This is a genomic window from Brucella sp. HL-2, from assembly GCF_025846885.2.
GTDB classification, from domain to species: Bacteria; Pseudomonadota; Alphaproteobacteria; order Rhizobiales; family Rhizobiaceae; genus Brucella; species Brucella quorumnocens.
Map to the genome: position 1 here is coordinate 1 of NZ_JAOYTK010000022.1, position 17,225 is coordinate 17,225.

Here is a 17,225-nt window from a genome sequence, read left to right on the forward strand (position 1 = left end):
TGCTACCGTGCTGTGTTGTATAAATGTCACACTCCCCTACTGTATCATGTAATTTTTTTATAGTCAACCGTTTTATTTGCTATTTTTGTAATTTTTTTATTTATTTTTGTTTGCTTTTGCAAATTTTGTTAGTTTTTCGGCTTTTTTGCCGATTTTGCCTCTTTTTTCAGTCAATACTCCCCCGGATCGGCCTTCACTCCGTTTTGTGGCCTGCGGGTTGCTGTCATCTGCTATTCTCTTGCTCCTTTCATGTTTAATTTATAGCTGTAATTTTTTTATAGGTCAAACGGTTTTTGTAACTTTTATTATTTTTTTTATTTACAGATTTTCATTTGTAATTTTTTTTATAAAAGTGCGACTGTAACTATAGGTCATGTATTCATGGCTGATTTTATGGAGACAATCTCGTGAATGAAAAAGAAACAAAACTAAAATACGTTGTCGTTTAAAACGCTGGCTATGCAAAAGAGTGTAGTTAGGAGTGTGGGGGGCTTAAAATGCGTTCAAATTCCCTACCCGTGATCGAAAACAAAGCAATTAATTACCAATACTATGCAGCAGAAAATGTCCGCTCAGCTATTAAAGGGAAATCTTCGGATGTGAGGGAGTTCTATCAAGAGAGAGCCTCCCTCTATGCGAGGGAGGCCAGAAAGTACCTCTTTATGTTGATTGATGAAATGAAGTGATTCATCCGGTTTCCGCCTTCTGGAGGTTTCCAGAATTACAACAGCGAAAAAACTTGATGCGATAATACCTAAGCTAAAGGCTGATCAAAGCCAGTAAACAAAAAAAGCCGTCTCAGCGAGACGGCTTTTTCTTCATGTCTGCGGGTCGAGAAACCTACTCAAAATCCTCATGCCGCCGACCGCGAAGAACGCGGCATAATCAGCATTTCTGCTGGAATGCGCCATGCTTTGCTGATGCGGTAGACAGCATCAATATTGAGGCCGCGCTTACCTGCAAGAATTTCTGAGGTACGGGAACGCGATCCCAAAATGCTCGAAAGCTCCACCTGCGAGTGCCCCATTTCTGTCATAGCCAGTCGAAGCACTTCAACAGGCGATAAATCGTCATCTAACTTGAAATTCCGGCTCTCGTAGTCTTCGACAAGAATTGCCAGCACTTCCAGTTGGTCGGCCTCTGCCGTCCCTTCCGGTGCATCCCAAAGTGCCTCTATCTCTTTTAGGGCGCGCTTGTGGTCTTCATCGTTCCTAATCGGATGAATGTTCATGATCTGCCTCTCGTCTCTAAAATAACGATACGGTTAGAGCGTCGATCCGGTCATACTCGGCATGGGTTCCGAGAAATTTCACGAATGCAATTCCGCTGCCGAACTTGAAGGCGACAATCAGACGATAGCTGCCTCCAGCAACCTCAAAGCGGATACGCTCACGATTCAATACCTTCGCCTTCGGAAAAGCGGCCTGAACATCAGCCGTACTTGTCCAATGCGAGCCTCTCGTTACCTTCACCCAAAAATCCAGCGAGGATCGCGTTTCTGGATGCTTGGTCACGAAGGCACCGATGGTACTTTGGGCAATGATCCTCATTTGCAAATACTAACATGTTCCCACAAACGGAACAACTATTATGTTTCGTATTTGGGAACGTTTCCTTATTTTTTATGTCGCTCTCACGACAATGCTATCAATACACCTTATGTAGATTATGTGGCTCGTCTACGTTTCACCAAATGATGACCCATTCTTGTGTCTTCTGGTAAACTCTCACGAAGAGCCGAAAGCGATACGTATTTACAGCACGCATAGCAAAAGCAAATGCGTCCACCAGTATCTGATGAAAACCCCCTATATACCAATTCGCTCTGCGAACCGCATTCTGGATTAGGGCACGCAAGGTCAGGTGCAGCGATCATCCCAAGTCGTATTCGGCTTTCCATTGATCCTGATGGATCAAGAACAAGAAGCCATTCCCGTACTCTCTTAATCCAGTTTGTCAGCGTGAAAGCTTTTACCCCAAGAATGGAGGCTGCGGACGTGACCGTTTTATATTGAGCAAGCAACTTAAAAAATAACGGCAGATCAATCTTGTTAATACGTGCTCTTGCAAATGGAGTGCCTGTTGCCCGTGTGAATATCGAACGGCAGTCGTAACACTCGAAAAGCATCCTGTTCGGCCTATCCGTCTGTGGGCGCTGCCGCAATGCTGTTGCCCCACTGCGACAATGCGGACAAAACCTCGGCGGTTCTTCTGAACTTGTATAAATTTCGTCAAAAACCGCCTGTAAATAATTCGACAAAACAGTGTCTTCGGCTTCTGGTATTTGCCGTTTCTTAGTGTCTATATAAGGCGTCAAAGGATCATGATCTAAAATCCGAACACGCTCCGGTGCATCACCGCTGATTGCCTCTCCTAACCACGCCTTATTTGGGATTCCGACCATTCTTTACTCTTTGCGTAAAACAAAATGCATTTTATATTCCTCTAAAACTTCGCATATCAGTCAGGTTTTTTAGGGATAAGTAGCCAGCGTGTTCCAGCACGCTGGCTACATTTAGGATAATTAACATATTTTATTTTATATTTAAATCTTTTATGGATTTCTTTATAAAAAAACTAACAAAAAATTTGCGCGTATTTAAGTGCCTTCGCGCATAATTATATCTGATATGATACTCCCAACCGCACGGGATGCCGTTCCTGTAATGATTTTCTTCTCTCGTATGAGATCGCGAGAGACGCGCTCATTGGACAATGCGGAAAGGTATTTTTCAGACATACTGATATGCGTATTTGGAAAACTATTACTGCGCAGCCAGTTCATAATATCTTGCCTATCAAGCTCGGACTGGTGCCGTAATCGTGCGCGAGCCGCAGTGAAGCGGTTGTTCATTATCGTGGTATCGATATGCGACCAATCACTTAAACGAGCAACGTCAGTAGCCTGCCTTGCACTGGCTGCACTATTAATAGCAGACTGATAATAGCTGGTATGGCTCTTAAGAGATGCAAAATCACCATCCAGCTTGGAATAAACCAAGTCATCATTGAATGTTGTTTGGCTATATTCGTCCACCGTTTCGCTAAGGTTTTCCAAGCGCTCACGGATCGCGTTGTAAAGTGCATCAGGATCAATAGAAAGCCAACGCTGTAATGCTTCACGGCGCATCCTTTCAGCCCCGATCTTGTTCAATGCTGCTTCGCGTTCGCTTGTCGGAAGCGGCTTAACCATCGCATAGTGCATCAGTCGCATGTTTTCGACGGTTGGCATATTTCCGGTATAATAAGCCGTGTAGCGCACAACGGCCACATCGCCAGATTTGGTTCCGCCTGACTTGGTGCCTACAATCAACGTAAACTCCCCGTCTCGCTGACCGGCCAAATCGTTATAGCTCAAGCGATTTGTCACTTCTAAGCTGATATTGCTATCTCGTTTGAAGTTGCCGCCAATACGACCACGTTCAAAGGATAGAGAACCTTCCTTGAAGAAGAACGCATTCCCGGCTGCACCTGACAGTTTCTTGTATGTGTCGGATTCTTCGCCGCCAGTCGTGCGCCCGATATGGCGCAAGTTGGTGTTTTCAAAGGTTGCCTCACCTTCTTCGCGGTTGGCCTTCAATAGTGAATTGTAGTCCTGAACACCGAAAGTCATGGAGAACCCATAAGCTCGCGCCTGCGCAGGCGCGACAGCAAAGCCCATTGTGACATAATATCCGTACTCATCGAGGACCACGGGAAGCGGGATATGAGCATTTGACGGTCGCGCATCAATCGTTTTCCGCACAACGCCCTCAAACGGTACGTTGAGCATTTCGCCCATCAAACTCTTAATTGCAGTGACCGCCATCTTGCCAAGCTGCTCCATAGACGAGCTGGAGCGCGTGAGCGCTGGCAATGTCACATAGAGAATACGCCTGTTAAACGCCACGTCACGGAAATCAATCTCGCCCAAGTCTACATTGTAGATATGGCCATAACTGAATGTGAGATCGTTCGTAGCGCGCACGAGCTGCATGGTGATGTAACCAAACTGCTCATTCACCTTATCGCGAGACTGACCAAGCTTTTCAGGCTCACTGTTTCCAAATTTCAATGCATCTTCTGATGCACGAGTGCCCACATCTGCTAATTTTTTCTGGAAATCACTATCATTAGCGGAAATCTCATTCTCGACAATTCGCTGACCAAGAACAGCATAAAACGCTTGATCAATATCGCGCCGGGCTTCAATCAATCTGGCTTCTGCGTCTTTCCTATCCGCCTCTGATTGACCCGCCTGCGCCGCGTCAAAGTCATTTTCAGCTTTTTGCAGCTTATCTTTGAGAGCTGAGCCACTAACAAGCTTCAAATATTTGATATTAGCGTCCGCAACGTCCTTTGCCGAAAGTGCCCTGACCGGCCAAGGCTTAGTCGGACGTGCGCCAGAATAGCCCGGCAGAGTAACCAGAAACTGCCCGATCTGCCCCATAAAGCGCGATTTAAGCGTCTGCCAGTCTCTGAATGTCTTGGGATTGTTTGGATCGTTCAAAGTCAGGGGCTTGCCATTATCTTGAATAATGATGCCAAAATGGAAAAGGTTTTCAATGTTCTCAAGCAGGTAGAAATTGCCAAGCAATTGCGGACTGAAAAGCACATAGCCCCGGCTTTCCAGAAAGCTCAAAGGCTCCATAATCGCATGAAGAAATGCTTCGGCGCGGTTAGACCAAATGTCTGACTTGCCGGTCGATCCGCCACTTAATAGCGAAATCATCAACTCTGCCTTCTGGCTCGGCACACCGCCAGCCAGAGGATTATATGTGTTGGACGATTTAGCCTCATTCGGCCCAAATGGATCTCGCCCGGCCATAAGGTAATTCAGGATGAGAAAGTCTTCCTCACGCCCCATAAGCCGGGCAATGCCAAGCATCTGCTTATAGGTCTTAGGATCGGCTTTTCCGTCCACAAGGATCATGCCGCTATCAAGCATGAGCGAATTGTGGAATAGGCCCATAATTTCTTCGGTTTTACCGGAGCCGGTAGTACCTATCACCAATCGGTGAGTCTTCAGGTCATTCGCTTCCGCCCAAACTTCCTGCACCCTACCTGCACTGTCTGGAAACTCGGCTCCGAGATAGTACTCACCCACCCCACCCTTTTTTCCTTCCTGCGTAGCATCGAGAAAAGGGCGACCGAATTTTCTTTTCAGATATTCATTTGCATAAGCGGGAACCCGATAAGGAGCGCGCCATTTGCGCTTCTTATAATTATTGAAAATCAGCAATGTCATACCGAGAAACGCTATGATCAACTCCGCAACAAGCGGCAAAAAGCTTGTTAACAGGATCAGCGCCGCAATAATGTAGGTCCAGAGCTGAATCTTACGTGGATCATCAAGCACGTCTTCAACGCGCTTATGCCAAGGCAAAACATTAGCGCGATATTTTGGCGCTAGTACCTCGTCGCGCCTGTCGAGACCGGCTGTATTGAAGTCTTTCGCCATTGCTGCCTCCAAAAAAAGCCTGCCACATGACATGACAGGCTTTAGAATACTGTGGAAATTAGTTCGTGGCTGTGTTGGTGATGAAGCCAACAATAACAGCGATGATCGTGAGCAATCCGCCGATAATCAGACCAGCAACAGAGCGGCCTGTGCTTTCACGCGACTGTTCATCCTGCGATGCCTGATATAGCTTGTAACCGGAGATACCGGCCAAGAGCAGGCCGATCAAACCAAATACGATAATGACGACATTCGCTCCCTTGCCTAAGCCGCTCTCGATGCTGTCAGTATTCAGGTTCGATGCAGACGCTTTTTCACGCGCCTTTTTCAAAATATCCAAAGGTGCTGATACATCAACGTCCTGTGCATTAACGTCGACCGGCATAAACAATGCCACCATTAAACCACACATAAACTTGTCGTAATGTGAGCGAATAATACCGGCTGATCTGATAAAATTTTTCATTTTCTCTCTCCTTAAAAGAATAGGAACTATTGGACTTTGTTATTTCGTCTGGTTTCTTGCTCTGCAATGTAACGGGCATACTCACCCATCAGATGCTGCGCTATTTCCGTGACCACGCCACTCTCATGTGACGATGAAAACTTGCGCTCAAATTGCCTGTAAAGAGACACGGCGGTTCCGTGAGGGTATAGAGCGCCCAAGAAGCGCAGCGCCTGCTTTACGGGCAAATTCTCATACAAAGCATCGCGGATTAAGCGATCCTCTTTCTTAGTCGTCAGCGCCCACAGTGTTGTTGGGCCTAGACGGTTGTTTAATGTGATCCAGTGTTCGCGATCCGACAGCTTGTAGCGCGCCAAGAAATTAGCGCCGCGCTCGCCCGGCCCATGCAGATAGCGCGTCATTTCATCCATGACGGCACTGGAGAAGCCGAACGTTTCCTGCATTTCCTTACGGGCTTGAGCATTTTCGGCATTCAGGATGAAAATGGTCGAAGCCATATCATTGATCTGTTCAAAATCGCTGACCAACTGAGAAACAAGAATGATTTCTAAGCCCCATTTACGGCCTTCACGCGCATCAGCCATGATCATAGAACGAATATTGGTGCTACCATTCGTCAGGTGATATTCGTCCATGCAGAGCCGCTTAAAGACTTCCTGCATCGAGCTATATTGTTTACGCCAATATTCAAGGTAAACAGATTGAACATGACGCGGCATACATTCCGAAACGGCATTTAGCTCTCGCGTATTGCCTGCGATTTTCGAGACAAATAGCTGCCGGGCAAGCATATACATGAGTGTATTGTTGCGGCGCGCATTAGCTGATCGGTCGCGCTGTATGACTTCCTGCAAGTCAATGGAAATAACCCGTGCCACGTCAAGGTCGAGCGCGGTATGGCTCGCAAAAAGCGGATAGCTTTCAATTGCCGCCATAACCGAGTTTTGGGCTTCACGTACCGCGTCCGTACCAAAATCATTGACAGTTTGCGGTTCCGATAAAACCTTAACAATGTCACTCAAAACCGGCACAGCGTAACGCTGTGCGCGAATAGCGTGAGTGAACATGCTATGTTCTGCTAAAATATCTGCAACAGAATACCAGGGCGTTTTAGGCGATATCTTCAGCGCCACACCGCGATCATGCAAAGCTTGCAGTCCCGCATCAACAACACTGTCTACCTTCGCCTGAAACAGCTTAGGCGCACCAGCCGCTCCCATGTCTGACGTGATGGCAAACACGCGCTGCACCAAGTAGGTGATCAGCGTCGAAGTTTCCTCCGCCATCAACAATTCGCACAAGAACAGCTTGATAAAATCGCGCTCACGTGCAAGCGGAATGCGCCGACCTAGACCAAGATCAAACGGATTGATCGCATACTCTCTATGATTACGCAGAAGCGTATAAGACGCCTCATGCTCACGCTCCTGCGGCAAACCAGCCTTGATTAGACCAATCAAGCCAGAAGACGACACACCAACGTCAATAACGCAAAGATAAGGCAGTGCCGCACCACCGGCATATGCGATCATGTCGAGATTGAGCCGGTTCATCAGAACCGATTTACCCGAACCCGGCGTGGCAACAACGCCAGATAGCCAATAGTTCTGCTTTGACGAAAAGACCTCATGCGGGACAAGAGTGTTTTCCATGCTGAGAAATAAGGATTCCCCACGGTCAAAAATAGGAGCTGTCCTGTGAAATGGCATCATGGCCGCGTATGTCGGCGCTGGAATTTTGGACGCATTTTTAAGGACTGACCGCGTAGTCATACCGGAAACAGTCTCGGCTAATGCTCGCATCGGATTTGATGGAATATCAGCAACAATAGGATCGCCCCAACGCGCCAAGGCGCGGGTTAATAGGGACCGCCTTTGACTAAGAACGGTTTCCCTGTCCTCGTGTGGTTCAACCCATGTGCAGGCGCATACACGCGCATCAACGAAAGTTACCTCGTCGCGGTTCTGCATTTCCTCCATGACGCGAATATTATCAAAATAATTCGCGTTGACTGGAGCGGCCCAACGAAACAACCCTGCCAATATCCGCTTCATTGCGATTTTAAAGTCTGTCGCTTCCCAATGGAACGTGACGCGGAAAGGCATTGTCGCGGTATCACGCGATTTTAGGCTCGCTAGCAGTTCGTTAAATGGCCGCACGTCACGCGGAAACATATTGAAATACATCGACGTAAACGTGCGTGAACCAATGCTGATTTCGCGAAAGTTTTTGCTTGATGATGCAGAAGTCGGAAGGATTTGACGGCTTAATGGTGGCGCGAAAGCTTCCGAATAATCGGTAGGCGTCAGCTTGCCCGGATACTTTCTCTCGCCGGTCGATACAGGACGCCAGTTTTTAGGCGTCTCATGGAAGAAAATGCCGCGCTTGATCTCTGCCAGATCGGGCCGGTCGCCATGCTCATTCGGCCCAAGGACATGGGCCTTGATTGCGGCTGCGGAGAGAGCATCCAGAACATGCGAGACAAAAGCATCATGCGGAGATCGCAACGCATCCAGCCGCAAATATGGTGACATAGCAGATCGAGCATGGCTAAAAAACTTGGCTTCACTCTTGTTTTTCGCGTCTCGCTCTTGCTTCACTTCATCTGGAAAAGCAGCATTAGGCATGGTCCAGCAAGCCAGAAGAATGACTTCATTGACCAAATTCTTGCTTAAAATATCGCTGTATTCTTCGGTGATAGCACCTACTTCAAGGTCTTTGCGCTGCGCGTTTTCATTCAGCTCGCCAATGATAGATGAAATGTCCTCCGATGTATTAAAATGGCGCTCAAAACTAATAGACATGCTGTGACCGGGCGCCCGGAACAAAGAAGCTACGCCAGCCTCGCCAAACAACAGGGAAAGGTTCTTCTCAACTTCTGCCGTTGACAGGATTGATGTAACGCCTTCGACCTTGATCAAGGTCAACTGCGCGCCGATATGCGAGTAGGATACTGCGCGCTTCTGATCGTCAGCGTCCATACCTGCAACGTCACAATATTGATCAGCAAAGCTATTAATTAGCGTCATTATTAAGTACCTCTGCCGCTTTGCGGGACATGCTTTCGGTCAGGCAAACCAAGAAGGGAAAGCGCTGTTCAATCAGTGCAATATCTTCCTCGGTAAAAGCTCGGTTGCCCGGCAAAAGAAGGTCTTCAAAACCAATATCAAGGAAGGCCATAGCGACCGCTGCCATGTACGGATGCATCCCTTTGAGGGATGAAGCGCGGATATTAGGGAGTGGATGCGCAAGAGTGACTGAAATATGAGCTGACACAATTGACCGGGCGTCTTCATCCGACACTGTAAACTGGTCAGTTTCCAATGGGATAACAGGAAGCAGCCGGAACTTTTGCAGCTCATTCATTGCATCAACCTTTACTGCGTGAAAACGAAGGTAACAGCGCCAGACACAATCGCCGCGATAGTCATCAATGCGCCTGCTACGACCATTGCTACCGCGCCTAGAACATTAGTTTCATAGCCACCTTGCGCTCCGGCCATCTGTGCCGAGTCATAGAGCCGCTTCCCCCCCGTTCCAGCCAGACAAAGGCCAGCCAGACCGAAGAACACGACAAAGAGATTGCCCCACGAAATTGCGGCTTCAATCAGGTTCTTAAAAACGTCAATGAGAGTACCGTCAGCGCTTGTCATGGCGTTCACATTTCAACCAGACTTGTGAAAACGATGCCGACACGATGACCGCGATTGGCTGAGATCGTCGGAGGCCGGTTGAAGCCCTGACGAGCTGCACCACTCAAAGCCGAACCAAGCGGACGCAAGGCCGCTAAACCGGCTTTTGTCCATTCATTATCGTTGTTCGACTGTGAGACAATCGTATCCGAATCCGGCAAGTACGTTACCGTCCGGTTATTCGTCAGCATGGTATTGGCGGCTTCGCCTACACCCTCAATAAGCGATGATACCAGCAGTGAGCTGTAGCGCTGGAAAGTATGGAAATCGACATTCTGAGCGATACCAAGTCGGGCATTCTTTTCATCGACGGCGAGAGCCGATCCATTCACGATATTTCCATCCTTGGTGATGATCCGCGAGAACTGGATGGAAGCATTGCGATCCGAGTAATTCACTGTGCCCTCAAGACGGGCACCGTGTAGCGGCCCAAACGAACCATCTGAGCGATTATCATAGATAGTCGCAAAAACTGGAGCGCCGCGTGGATCATCCGAATTGAAGCCAAGCCATAGCTGACCATAGAAAATGTCACCGGGCTTCGCTGCCAATTGCGGAGCGCGCTTTAGCGAGGAAGGATCAAAGTTTCCTGCAATGTTAGCAACCGCGCCAGAGCCTGCCGCCTGTGCTGGCTGCGGCGGCTGTGCTGGCTCTGGCTTTTTAAACGCCATTGCGACAAAGCGGCTTTGTTGCGGCTTCTGAGCAAAGGTAATCTGACTTTCGAGCTTCTGGTAAACCGAAGGATCAATAATGGGATCAGTTAAAGGACGATCCACATAAACGATTTTTTCAACCACTTTGGGCTCTGGTTCAGCCGGAGCGTCAGCTTTCGGCGCTTCTATACGCGGTTCCACGTTGCGCAATTCCTTCTCGTAAGGATCGCGTTCGTCGCCAACCTGATACTTATCAGCGATAACCGTCTGAGAAACATGACTATCGCCACGACCTGCGGCTTCGTGGGCCAATTCATCATTCACCGTAGCCCGACGATCCGCTTCCTGAGTGCCGACAGGTGCAAAATTGTCGTTTTGGACGGTCGGAACAGGCGCAATTCTATTAGGATTACCTGCACCCATATCCCCGCCTGATCGCGAAGCCGTAAATATGTAGGCTGTTGCTCCAATGAGTGACACTATGACTGCGGTAGAAGCGAGTAGGATGAAAACGCGCTTCTTGTTGACGCCGCCAGAACTCGGCTCGGCCTGACTGGAACCGGCGAGCTTTGTGTTTTTCTCTTTCTTTGGCGCTTTCGGGCCTGCAACATCATCAAGATTTTTATCAAATTCGTTCATGTGACTAGCCCTCAATAATCAACGGAAAGGAAGCGCTCGGCACCATTCGACGTTTTGATCAAAACGCGAGGGACCGGGCGGTCAAAGCGCCAGACATAAGCGCCATTGATCGGCCCTGCCTGTGCATCTTGCGCGGGATTGGTCACAACGCCGGGCGAGCGGACATAGAGCATTCCTTGGTAAATCCATGCGTCCGTTTCAGGATCGCCAGAAATAGCAACTTGGCGCGCACCCTGCGGGGGCACTGCCGCCAAGAAATCGTCCAGAGCCTTATCAGGAGTGAAGCTTTCACTAATGGTCAGTGATCTTGGCTTCGCGCCAGCCGCCGAAGCCAGCGGCACAACATTGCGGCCTGCCGGAGATTTGCCGCCAACCATAATATCGACGGCCATATCCACTACGGATTGCTGTTGATCGCTACCGCTCTCAATCTGGTAAATAAATGGAGCTGGAGCTTTCTCCAGCTTCACAACCACGTTGGTCCATGACCAGAACTTGCAAGGCATTGCATAAAGAACGTGTGGCCTGTCAGCACCTTTTTCGGCTTCTGCTGCTGCCTGCGTTTCGCCACAACCATTGCCATTGATCATCATCATCTGAGGATCGTAATTGACTTCCTCAATGGGCCAAGGACGACCACGAGAGTCAAAAAAGGAAATCGCAGAAACAATCCCCTGCCCTAAATAAAGGCGCGCTGGCGCGCCTTCGTTCTGAACTAATGGAACTGTGAGCTTGCGCTTGCGCGGCATAGGCTGGCCACGATTGGAATAGCCCGGTCGGGTGTTCGCATATTGTGAATCAAGCGAACGATCTCGCAATGATCCAATATCGCCGCGCTCAAGAACCGCCGCACCACTTTGCTCGACCAGCAAACCGCGCAACTTATCAATGTCTCCAGCCGTTACCGGGCGCGGATTAGCCTGTGGGGGCTGGCCTTGATTGGTGTTTTGGGCGTTGGCTACCCCACTTGCAGAAATAGCAAGGAATGAAGCCGTTATAACGCTCATTTTCTTGAAAGAGAGACTAATCATCCAGTTATTCCATTCCGCTATTTTTTAACCAGCCGGTCAACTCATTGAAGATTGCTGCGATCAATCACGCGCTGGCGAGAAATAACGCCATCCACTGCAATCCCGTTAGGATTGGCAGGTGAAGGATCAACGCGAACAATCGTGAAGGTGAGAATGCGATTTTCAGGAAGCACATCAATGTTAGTGCGGTAGTAGATCGTAAGAGGAACCTCTACGACCCACGTATAACGACCACTAACCAAGCCTTCCTGAGTAATGACAGGTTCGTCGGCTGAAACAGCCGTCACGACATAATAATTTTTTCGAACGCGCTCCAGAATGCCGCTGTCCTCAAAAGCGCGGGTGTAGCTCGACCGTCCTGTCTTGGTGAAATAGCTATCCAATGTCGTGCTAAGCGCTCTGCGCCAATTGATATAGTCGTAACTATTCAATCCAAGCGCTACCCGGTTCGCGAAGTCCTTCACGAGCGCTGCGGAGATATTAGGCTCCTGCAAAGTTGTGGCTGTGCAAACACTGCGAGCATCAGAAGTCCACAAAAATTTATTAACGGGATACTTGTAAAATAAAGCGTAGAACAGCACCCCATTCGTGAGAACTGACAGGACCAGCAAGGCCGATGCGAAATAGATCATTCGCCACAAATTCTTTTTGACGACTGTAGCCATCTGATTTTCAGCATCAATTTGGTACTGTGTTTTAAAGGACATTAGACACCCTGATCTTTCACCGCGTCTGCCGGAATAAAACTCGGCTGACAGCCGTAAGCGCTACCATCAGCAACGTATGGAACGACGGAAAAACGGTCGTAATAAATGCCTGCGGAAGCGCAAATAGCCGCCGACAGGCACAACAAGGCGCAAGCAATATAAATGATCGACAACGCTAAAGATAAATCGCCCAACTCCTTTGCCTGACTGTATGGCGTGGCCTGTAGGTCAGGGAGATAATTGCGATAATCGGCTGAACGGTCAGTCATAGCACCTCACTAAAAAAGTGCAGAGGCCACAACGCAAAAGGAGAAGTGATTGTGACCTCTGCTAAACGGAAACCATGCTAGATGAACCCTGCGCGGGCAGTTTGGGCTTGGGGTCGGGAGCAGAACGCACCGCTGCATGGTTCCCGCTTAATTATGCGCCGTATTCAGCGCGTATCTTTGAACCATCACCAGCGTCATAACCCACTTGGCTAAAGACCGTACCGTCAGGACGCGGGATCAAAATAATTGGCACACCTTCACCATTGAGGGACTGCATGAAGGTCTTGAAAGCGGTAATATTATTGAAAATCCCCTCCGAATGAGTGCGATCTGCACTTGTAGGAGAAGGAAGGCGACCAGCAAAAGCCTTGTCCAAAGTTTCCGAAGTCGGATTAGTGAGAAGCGCCGAAACGAGCGGCAGCGGATTATCACCCAACAGAGGAATAGGAATCCAGCGGATCGGCATTTTGTCATCAAGCTCGGTATGAGCTGCATGACAATATGGGCAACGTGGATCAAAGAAAATATAGGCGAATTGCTGTCCTGCTGCTGGCTTCGTCTTGCCCTCAACATAGTCCAGCTTAGCCAAAATCTGAAAGATTTGAGCTACTTTGGCTTTGTCGTTCAAAACGCTTGCTGGCAGCGCCTGCGCCGGAGCCATGTACGCCTGTTCCAGCGTGTCCAACGTAGGAGCTGGCTGCGCGACTTGCGCCGGTGCCTGCGTCTGCGTCTGCGCTGGATATGGCGGCATAGGATTGGGATTTGGGTACGGGTGTATAAGCTCGGAAACAACCGCTGATGTATGCGTAGCTACGTAGACATGTGAGACACCAGCTATCGCACTAACCAGCACAACGGCAGTTGCGTAAAATAAATGCACACGCGAATTAGACATAATTTTATTCTCCTTCTGCAAGATGGAGAATGTATAAAATAGATTTAAAAGTCAATAAAAATTGACAATCGAATTTTCTGAAAAATACCCTAACTTAAACGCGGTCCAAGGTCGTTATTATGGGACATTTCACGGGAATGCTCCGCGTCTCGCTGCTTGCGCATTTCATTTTCACGCACAACAAAATGCTTGCTGTATTCTTTCATTGGTTGAAGGATTTCCTTGTCAATCACAAAGCGCGATGTAGTGATTGCGCGCAACTGGTCGATCTCTGGAGAGTTTTCATTGTTGGTCAAACGGCGAAACTCGGCAATGCCTGCGCGCCGGGCCATTTCGACCGACTGATGCCAAAGATCGGAAAGAAGCATATTTGCCGATTGCATATTCTCAAATGTGTCAGTGCGCTCCAAAAGTGGACGCTCATCAGCTACGTATTTAGCAATTGCATCAGAAAAATCGTCAGAAACACCGCGCAAATCTTCCAAGCCAAGCGAGAACGCTTCAAGCGAGCGCTCAACTATGGCCGCACGATCAACCATAGATATACGGCCTGTTTCGGAAGCCTTCGCAAGATCAATATCAGCCACACGAGCATTATCCGCAAGCTCGGACGAGAGCTTACGCAATTGTCCAGCAAGCGCAGCAGGTAAGACGCTCAAAGCCTGCTCATAATTGGCAAGCAGCGTGTCATCATCCAGCGCTGGATTCAGATCAACATCAAACAAAGACAGCTCTTCCTGAACGTCCTCGTCCTGTAAGAAGCTGCGAATTTCCTCAATTTGATGCGGCGATTTCATTACTTATTTCCTGATTCGATATGTGGCGCATAAGCTCGGCTGTTACAGCTTCAAACGATACGCGCCTTCGCACTATTTCTATGGTTGTACACATGATAATATTTCCAAGGAAATAGTAATGCGGTTGTGGTTCTTTACTCTTATTCGTGGTCTTGATGCCAGCTAAATAACAAGGGAACGGACTATCAACTACATGCGTGTAAACAGGTTCCATAGAGAATTTTTTTGCAGCCGGAACGACTAAGTTCAGCCAGCGCGCAGATAAAAAAGCGACCGCTGGCGCAAGAAAACCACGCGAAAGCCACATAGGGCGAATAACAGCATTGTCATTGTTAACACCAAAGTATTCGCGCAACCTGCTCACTTCATCCAGCCGTAAACCTGATTGTCCTTGCAAGGATAAATACTCGTCCAGAAATGACGGCATAGCATCTTTGCACTCAAATAACCCGCCCATAAAACAATCATAAAAATATGCCGTCATTTTGTTGGTGTCTAAATTATCGCCTAACATTAACGTGCCCCCCAACGCCGACGATAGACAAAACGAACAAATAACATTTGAGCATATTCAAATGGCGTCATTTTGCGGCTCTTGCAGCGCAACAGAAACACTAGATAAGCGACAAAAAACACGGACAGCATTATAATCGAAAAAAAGTGAACACTTAATAAAAACAAAGGGAAAAAAGCGGTAATCGATATATGAACGCCGTAAAAAGATAGCGGCTGTGAAGTCCAGCGCCAATCTACAACAGTTTCATAATTTACTCTTTGATGATTCATATACGATCCGCTCATATATACCTCCAAAATACAGTCTAATTAATCGCCTGCAAAATGCTAATACATTTCCACAAGACGTTAATTTATACGAGAGACTACCCAAGTACGATCTGCGCCACTGTCAATGTGTGTAAATCCCTTATACACGCCAATACCACCAGCACCGACCATGGCAGAAAGCTTAGCAACAGCTAAATTCTCGAAACCTTGTATAGTGAAATCTAAGGCTCGCGCTTTCAAATGTAATGAAGCTTTCGCAGCGCCTTCAAGCCGTGCATTGTGTAAACGTGTTCTGAAAGCTGAATTAACACTGATCTGGCACGGACGTCCGGCAACTTGTGCTGCCGCATTACTCAATCGAACAATAATATCCAATAAGCCGGGATCAACAAAAGCCGCCTGCCCTCCATCGGTAACGTCACGAAATAAAAAAGAACATTTCAACAAATCTTCTCTTAGCCAACGAGACGGCACAAATAGACTTTCATTAGAAGCAGGCCGGAATAGCCTCGCACCCCCAACGCCTTGCGCGACAGCATTTTGTAAACCTGCCACGGAAACCGCAAGACCAGCTCCAGCGCCAAGCAAAAATGAACGACGAGTAGGATTACCTGACGGATTAAGCACGGACGACCTCGCTGTGTGAAATGGAGAACCTGCGCATTACGGACTTAGCCCCGGCTTCATCAATAAGCCCCTGATCCAGAAACTCCCGCGTTGAATGAAGGGCTGACTGGTGCAAGCCACCCTCATTCAAAAGAGAACGGACAACGCCCACATGATTATCTAAGCCAGCGTTGAGCAGCTTCTCTCTAACTTCGTCGTCAATAACCAGCCACTCGCGCACACACACACGGCCTTGACCATCTTTGCGCGGAACAAGCATTTGCGACATTAGAAGCCGCGTTGTCTCGACAATGTTGTAATATGTCTGATGCTGTTGATCTGGCGGAAACTTATTCACCATGCGCTTAAAGATATGTGCCACGGAATTAGCATGGACGGTCGTAAAAATCGGATTGCCCGTATTCGCCGCTTCAACCGCCGCTTCCATTGTTTCAGGATCGCGCAACTCGCCAATAACCATCAAACGGGGAATACGGCGCATAGCGCCCCGGATACCTGCCGCAAACGATGGCAAATGCTTATGGATTTCATGCTGAATGATAGTGCTATGCCGCGAAGCAATCCGCCCATAATCATATTCGATCGGTTCTTCAAAAGTGACATAATTACCCTTGATCGGAGTGTCATTTTCAAGAACGTAACGGATTAGGCCAGCAAAAGTCGTCGTCTTACCTGATCCAGTTGGACCGGAGATAATAACTTTACCAACAGGAAGCGTAGCATAAGGCAGCAGACGCATCGGAAAGCCGACTTCCTCTAGGGTAGGCGGGTTAATAGGAATTGCGCGCATAACGGCCTGATAACCAGTAGCCGCGCCTAAGAACTGCCCTGCCGTGAGATTAAGCCGGAAGCGATGCCGAACAATATCCCCAAATTCATCAACCCTTGCCCGGTCAGGAATTTCAAAGGAAGCATCAAGGTCACGACCGCCCTCAAGTCGGGCTATGACGTTGTTCTGCCCCGTCATCCAGACAAAAAGACGCGCCAGAACTTCATTGGAAAGTGTTTGCTCGGTAATAGCGTTTAGCGATCCGAAGATTTCACATAGAACGGGCCTGCCAGTCTGGAAGATCAAATCGGAAGCATCATTGTGAATTGCATGGCACAACAGCTCATACAAATCTTCAATTGCATGAAACCCCGCAAAACCGGGATATAAGCGTGTAGGGCCGGTAAAAAGATTACCAGCCCCGCCGCCTGTCATGAACGAGTGAACCGTCATC

At 48.3% G+C, this 17,225-nt stretch carries 19 protein-coding genes; 1 reads left to right on the plus strand and 18 read right to left on the minus strand.

Features of this window, described 5'->3' with window-relative positions:
- Positions 1 to 497: 497 nt before the first annotated feature.
- Positions 498 to 686 (plus strand): hypothetical protein, encoded by a 189-nt coding sequence (locus tag OIV19_RS18205; RefSeq protein ID WP_264232666.1) that lies wholly within the window; start codon positions 498 to 500, stop codon positions 684 to 686.
- 167 nt (positions 687 to 853) lie between these two features.
- Here OIV19_RS18205 and OIV19_RS18210 read toward each other — a convergent pair whose 3' ends face one another.
- From OIV19_RS18210 to OIV19_RS18295, 18 genes are all read right to left on the minus strand, one after another.
- Positions 854 to 1,231, minus strand: coding sequence for a transcriptional regulator (locus OIV19_RS18210; protein WP_264232668.1), 378 nt, complete (start codon positions 1,229 to 1,231; stop codon positions 854 to 856).
- Between the two features lie 16 nt (positions 1,232 to 1,247).
- A complete protein-coding gene (locus OIV19_RS18215; protein ID WP_264232671.1) occupies positions 1,248 to 1,514 on the minus strand; it encodes a type II toxin-antitoxin system HigB family toxin in 267 nt (88 codons plus the stop codon).
- Between the two features lie 152 nt (positions 1,515 to 1,666).
- Entirely contained in the window at positions 1,667 to 2,404 is a 738-nt protein-coding gene (locus OIV19_RS18220; RefSeq protein WP_264232673.1) for a DUF746 domain-containing protein, read from the minus strand.
- A gap of 195 nt (positions 2,405 to 2,599) precedes the next feature.
- Positions 2,600 to 5,440 (minus strand): P-loop NTPase family protein, encoded by a 2,841-nt coding sequence (locus OIV19_RS18225; protein WP_264232675.1) that lies wholly within the window; start codon positions 5,438 to 5,440, stop codon positions 2,600 to 2,602.
- 58 nt (positions 5,441 to 5,498) lie between these two features.
- The gene (locus OIV19_RS18230) at positions 5,499 to 5,906 is read right to left on the minus strand and encodes a hypothetical protein (RefSeq protein ID WP_264232677.1); all 408 of its coding nucleotides are present in this window, start codon (positions 5,904 to 5,906) and stop codon (positions 5,499 to 5,501) included.
- A 26-nt stretch (positions 5,907 to 5,932) separates the two neighbouring features.
- Positions 5,933 to 8,935, minus strand: a complete 3,003-nt coding sequence (locus tag OIV19_RS18235; RefSeq protein ID WP_264232679.1) for a hypothetical protein — start codon at positions 8,933 to 8,935, stop codon at positions 5,933 to 5,935.
- Positions 8,922 to 9,272 (minus strand): hypothetical protein, encoded by a 351-nt coding sequence (locus OIV19_RS18240; protein WP_264232681.1) that lies wholly within the window; start codon positions 9,270 to 9,272, stop codon positions 8,922 to 8,924. Before OIV19_RS18240 ends, OIV19_RS18235 begins: the two co-directional genes overlap by 14 nt.
- Before the next feature lie 11 nt (positions 9,273 to 9,283).
- A complete protein-coding gene (locus tag OIV19_RS18245; RefSeq protein WP_264232683.1) occupies positions 9,284 to 9,559 on the minus strand; it encodes a hypothetical protein in 276 nt (91 codons plus the stop codon).
- A 5-nt stretch (positions 9,560 to 9,564) separates the two neighbouring features.
- On the minus strand, positions 9,565 to 10,890 hold the full coding sequence (locus OIV19_RS18250; protein ID WP_264232685.1) for a DotG/IcmE/VirB10 family type IV secretion system protein: 1,326 nt from the start codon (positions 10,888 to 10,890) through the stop codon (positions 9,565 to 9,567).
- 11 nt (positions 10,891 to 10,901) lie between these two features.
- A complete protein-coding gene (locus OIV19_RS18255; RefSeq protein ID WP_264232687.1) occupies positions 10,902 to 11,921 on the minus strand; it encodes a DotH/IcmK family type IV secretion protein in 1,020 nt (339 codons plus the stop codon).
- 41 nt (positions 11,922 to 11,962) lie between these two features.
- A complete protein-coding gene (locus OIV19_RS18260) occupies positions 11,963 to 12,586 on the minus strand; it encodes a DotI/IcmL family type IV secretion protein (protein WP_264232689.1) in 624 nt (207 codons plus the stop codon).
- Positions 12,587 to 12,627: 41 nt separating this feature from the next.
- Positions 12,628 to 12,897 (minus strand): hypothetical protein, encoded by a 270-nt coding sequence (locus tag OIV19_RS18265; protein ID WP_264232691.1) that lies wholly within the window; start codon positions 12,895 to 12,897, stop codon positions 12,628 to 12,630.
- Positions 12,898 to 13,048: 151 nt separating this feature from the next.
- Positions 13,049 to 13,792 (minus strand): thioredoxin fold domain-containing protein, encoded by a 744-nt coding sequence (locus OIV19_RS18270; RefSeq protein ID WP_264232693.1) that lies wholly within the window; start codon positions 13,790 to 13,792, stop codon positions 13,049 to 13,051.
- An 89-nt stretch (positions 13,793 to 13,881) separates the two neighbouring features.
- A complete protein-coding gene (locus OIV19_RS18275) occupies positions 13,882 to 14,589 on the minus strand; it encodes a hypothetical protein (protein WP_264232695.1) in 708 nt (235 codons plus the stop codon).
- On the minus strand, positions 14,567 to 15,103 hold the full coding sequence (locus OIV19_RS18280) for a hypothetical protein (protein ID WP_264232697.1): 537 nt from the start codon (positions 15,101 to 15,103) through the stop codon (positions 14,567 to 14,569). The genes OIV19_RS18275 and OIV19_RS18280 overlap by 23 nt, the downstream gene beginning before the upstream one ends.
- Positions 15,103 to 15,390 carry a hypothetical protein gene (locus OIV19_RS18285; protein WP_264232699.1) on the minus strand — a complete coding sequence of 96 codons (288 nt, stop codon included), beginning with the start codon at positions 15,388 to 15,390 and terminating at the stop codon, positions 15,103 to 15,105. The genes OIV19_RS18280 and OIV19_RS18285 overlap by 1 nt, the downstream gene beginning before the upstream one ends.
- Positions 15,391 to 15,453: 63 nt before the next feature.
- A complete protein-coding gene (locus tag OIV19_RS18290) occupies positions 15,454 to 16,002 on the minus strand; it encodes a peptidoglycan L,D-endopeptidase MepK (protein ID WP_264232701.1) in 549 nt (182 codons plus the stop codon).
- Positions 15,995 to 17,224, minus strand: coding sequence for an ATPase, T2SS/T4P/T4SS family (locus tag OIV19_RS18295; protein WP_264232702.1), 1,230 nt, complete (start codon positions 17,222 to 17,224; stop codon positions 15,995 to 15,997). Before OIV19_RS18295 ends, OIV19_RS18290 begins: the two co-directional genes overlap by 8 nt.
- Position 17,225: the final 1 nt, after the last annotated feature.

What these genes read in the sequence shown, in the direction of transcription:
- OIV19_RS18220 (WP_264232673.1), bottom strand. Translation starts at nt 2,404, where the DNA reads ATGGTCGGAATCCCAAATAAGGCGTGGTTAGGAGAGGCAATCAGCGGT.
- OIV19_RS18250 (WP_264232685.1), bottom strand. Translation starts at nt 10,890, where the DNA reads ATGAACGAATTTGATAAAAATCTTGATGATGTTGCAGGCCCGAAAGCG.
- OIV19_RS18230 (WP_264232677.1), bottom strand. Translation starts at nt 5,906, where the DNA reads ATGAAAAATTTTATCAGATCAGCCGGTATTATTCGCTCACATTACGAC.
- OIV19_RS18225 (WP_264232675.1), bottom strand. Translation starts at nt 5,440, where the DNA reads ATGGCGAAAGACTTCAATACAGCCGGTCTCGACAGGCGCGACGAGGTA.
- OIV19_RS18265 (WP_264232691.1), bottom strand. Translation starts at nt 12,897, where the DNA reads ATGACTGACCGTTCAGCCGATTATCGCAATTATCTCCCTGACCTACAG.
- OIV19_RS18285 (WP_264232699.1), bottom strand. Translation starts at nt 15,390, where the DNA reads ATGAGCGGATCGTATATGAATCATCAAAGAGTAAATTATGAAACTGTT.
- OIV19_RS18255 (WP_264232687.1), bottom strand. Translation starts at nt 11,921, where the DNA reads ATGATTAGTCTCTCTTTCAAGAAAATGAGCGTTATAACGGCTTCATTC.
- OIV19_RS18275 (WP_264232695.1), bottom strand. Translation starts at nt 14,589, where the DNA reads ATGAAATCGCCGCATCAAATTGAGGAAATTCGCAGCTTCTTACAGGAC.
- OIV19_RS18235 (WP_264232679.1), bottom strand. Translation starts at nt 8,935, where the DNA reads ATGACGCTAATTAATAGCTTTGCTGATCAATATTGTGACGTTGCAGGT.
- OIV19_RS18245 (WP_264232683.1), bottom strand. Translation starts at nt 9,559, where the DNA reads ATGACAAGCGCTGACGGTACTCTCATTGACGTTTTTAAGAACCTGATT.
- OIV19_RS18205 (WP_264232666.1), top strand. Translation starts at nt 498, where the DNA reads ATGCGTTCAAATTCCCTACCCGTGATCGAAAACAAAGCAATTAATTAC.
- OIV19_RS18240 (WP_264232681.1), bottom strand. Translation starts at nt 9,272, where the DNA reads ATGAATGAGCTGCAAAAGTTCCGGCTGCTTCCTGTTATCCCATTGGAA.
- OIV19_RS18295 (WP_264232702.1), bottom strand. Translation starts at nt 17,224, where the DNA reads ATGACGGTTCACTCGTTCATGACAGGCGGCGGGGCTGGTAATCTTTTT.
- OIV19_RS18270 (WP_264232693.1), bottom strand. Translation starts at nt 13,792, where the DNA reads ATGTCTAATTCGCGTGTGCATTTATTTTACGCAACTGCCGTTGTGCTG.
- OIV19_RS18280 (WP_264232697.1), bottom strand. Translation starts at nt 15,103, where the DNA reads ATGTTAGGCGATAATTTAGACACCAACAAAATGACGGCATATTTTTAT.
- OIV19_RS18210 (WP_264232668.1), bottom strand. Translation starts at nt 1,231, where the DNA reads ATGAACATTCATCCGATTAGGAACGATGAAGACCACAAGCGCGCCCTA.
- OIV19_RS18260 (WP_264232689.1), bottom strand. Translation starts at nt 12,586, where the DNA reads ATGGCTACAGTCGTCAAAAAGAATTTGTGGCGAATGATCTATTTCGCA.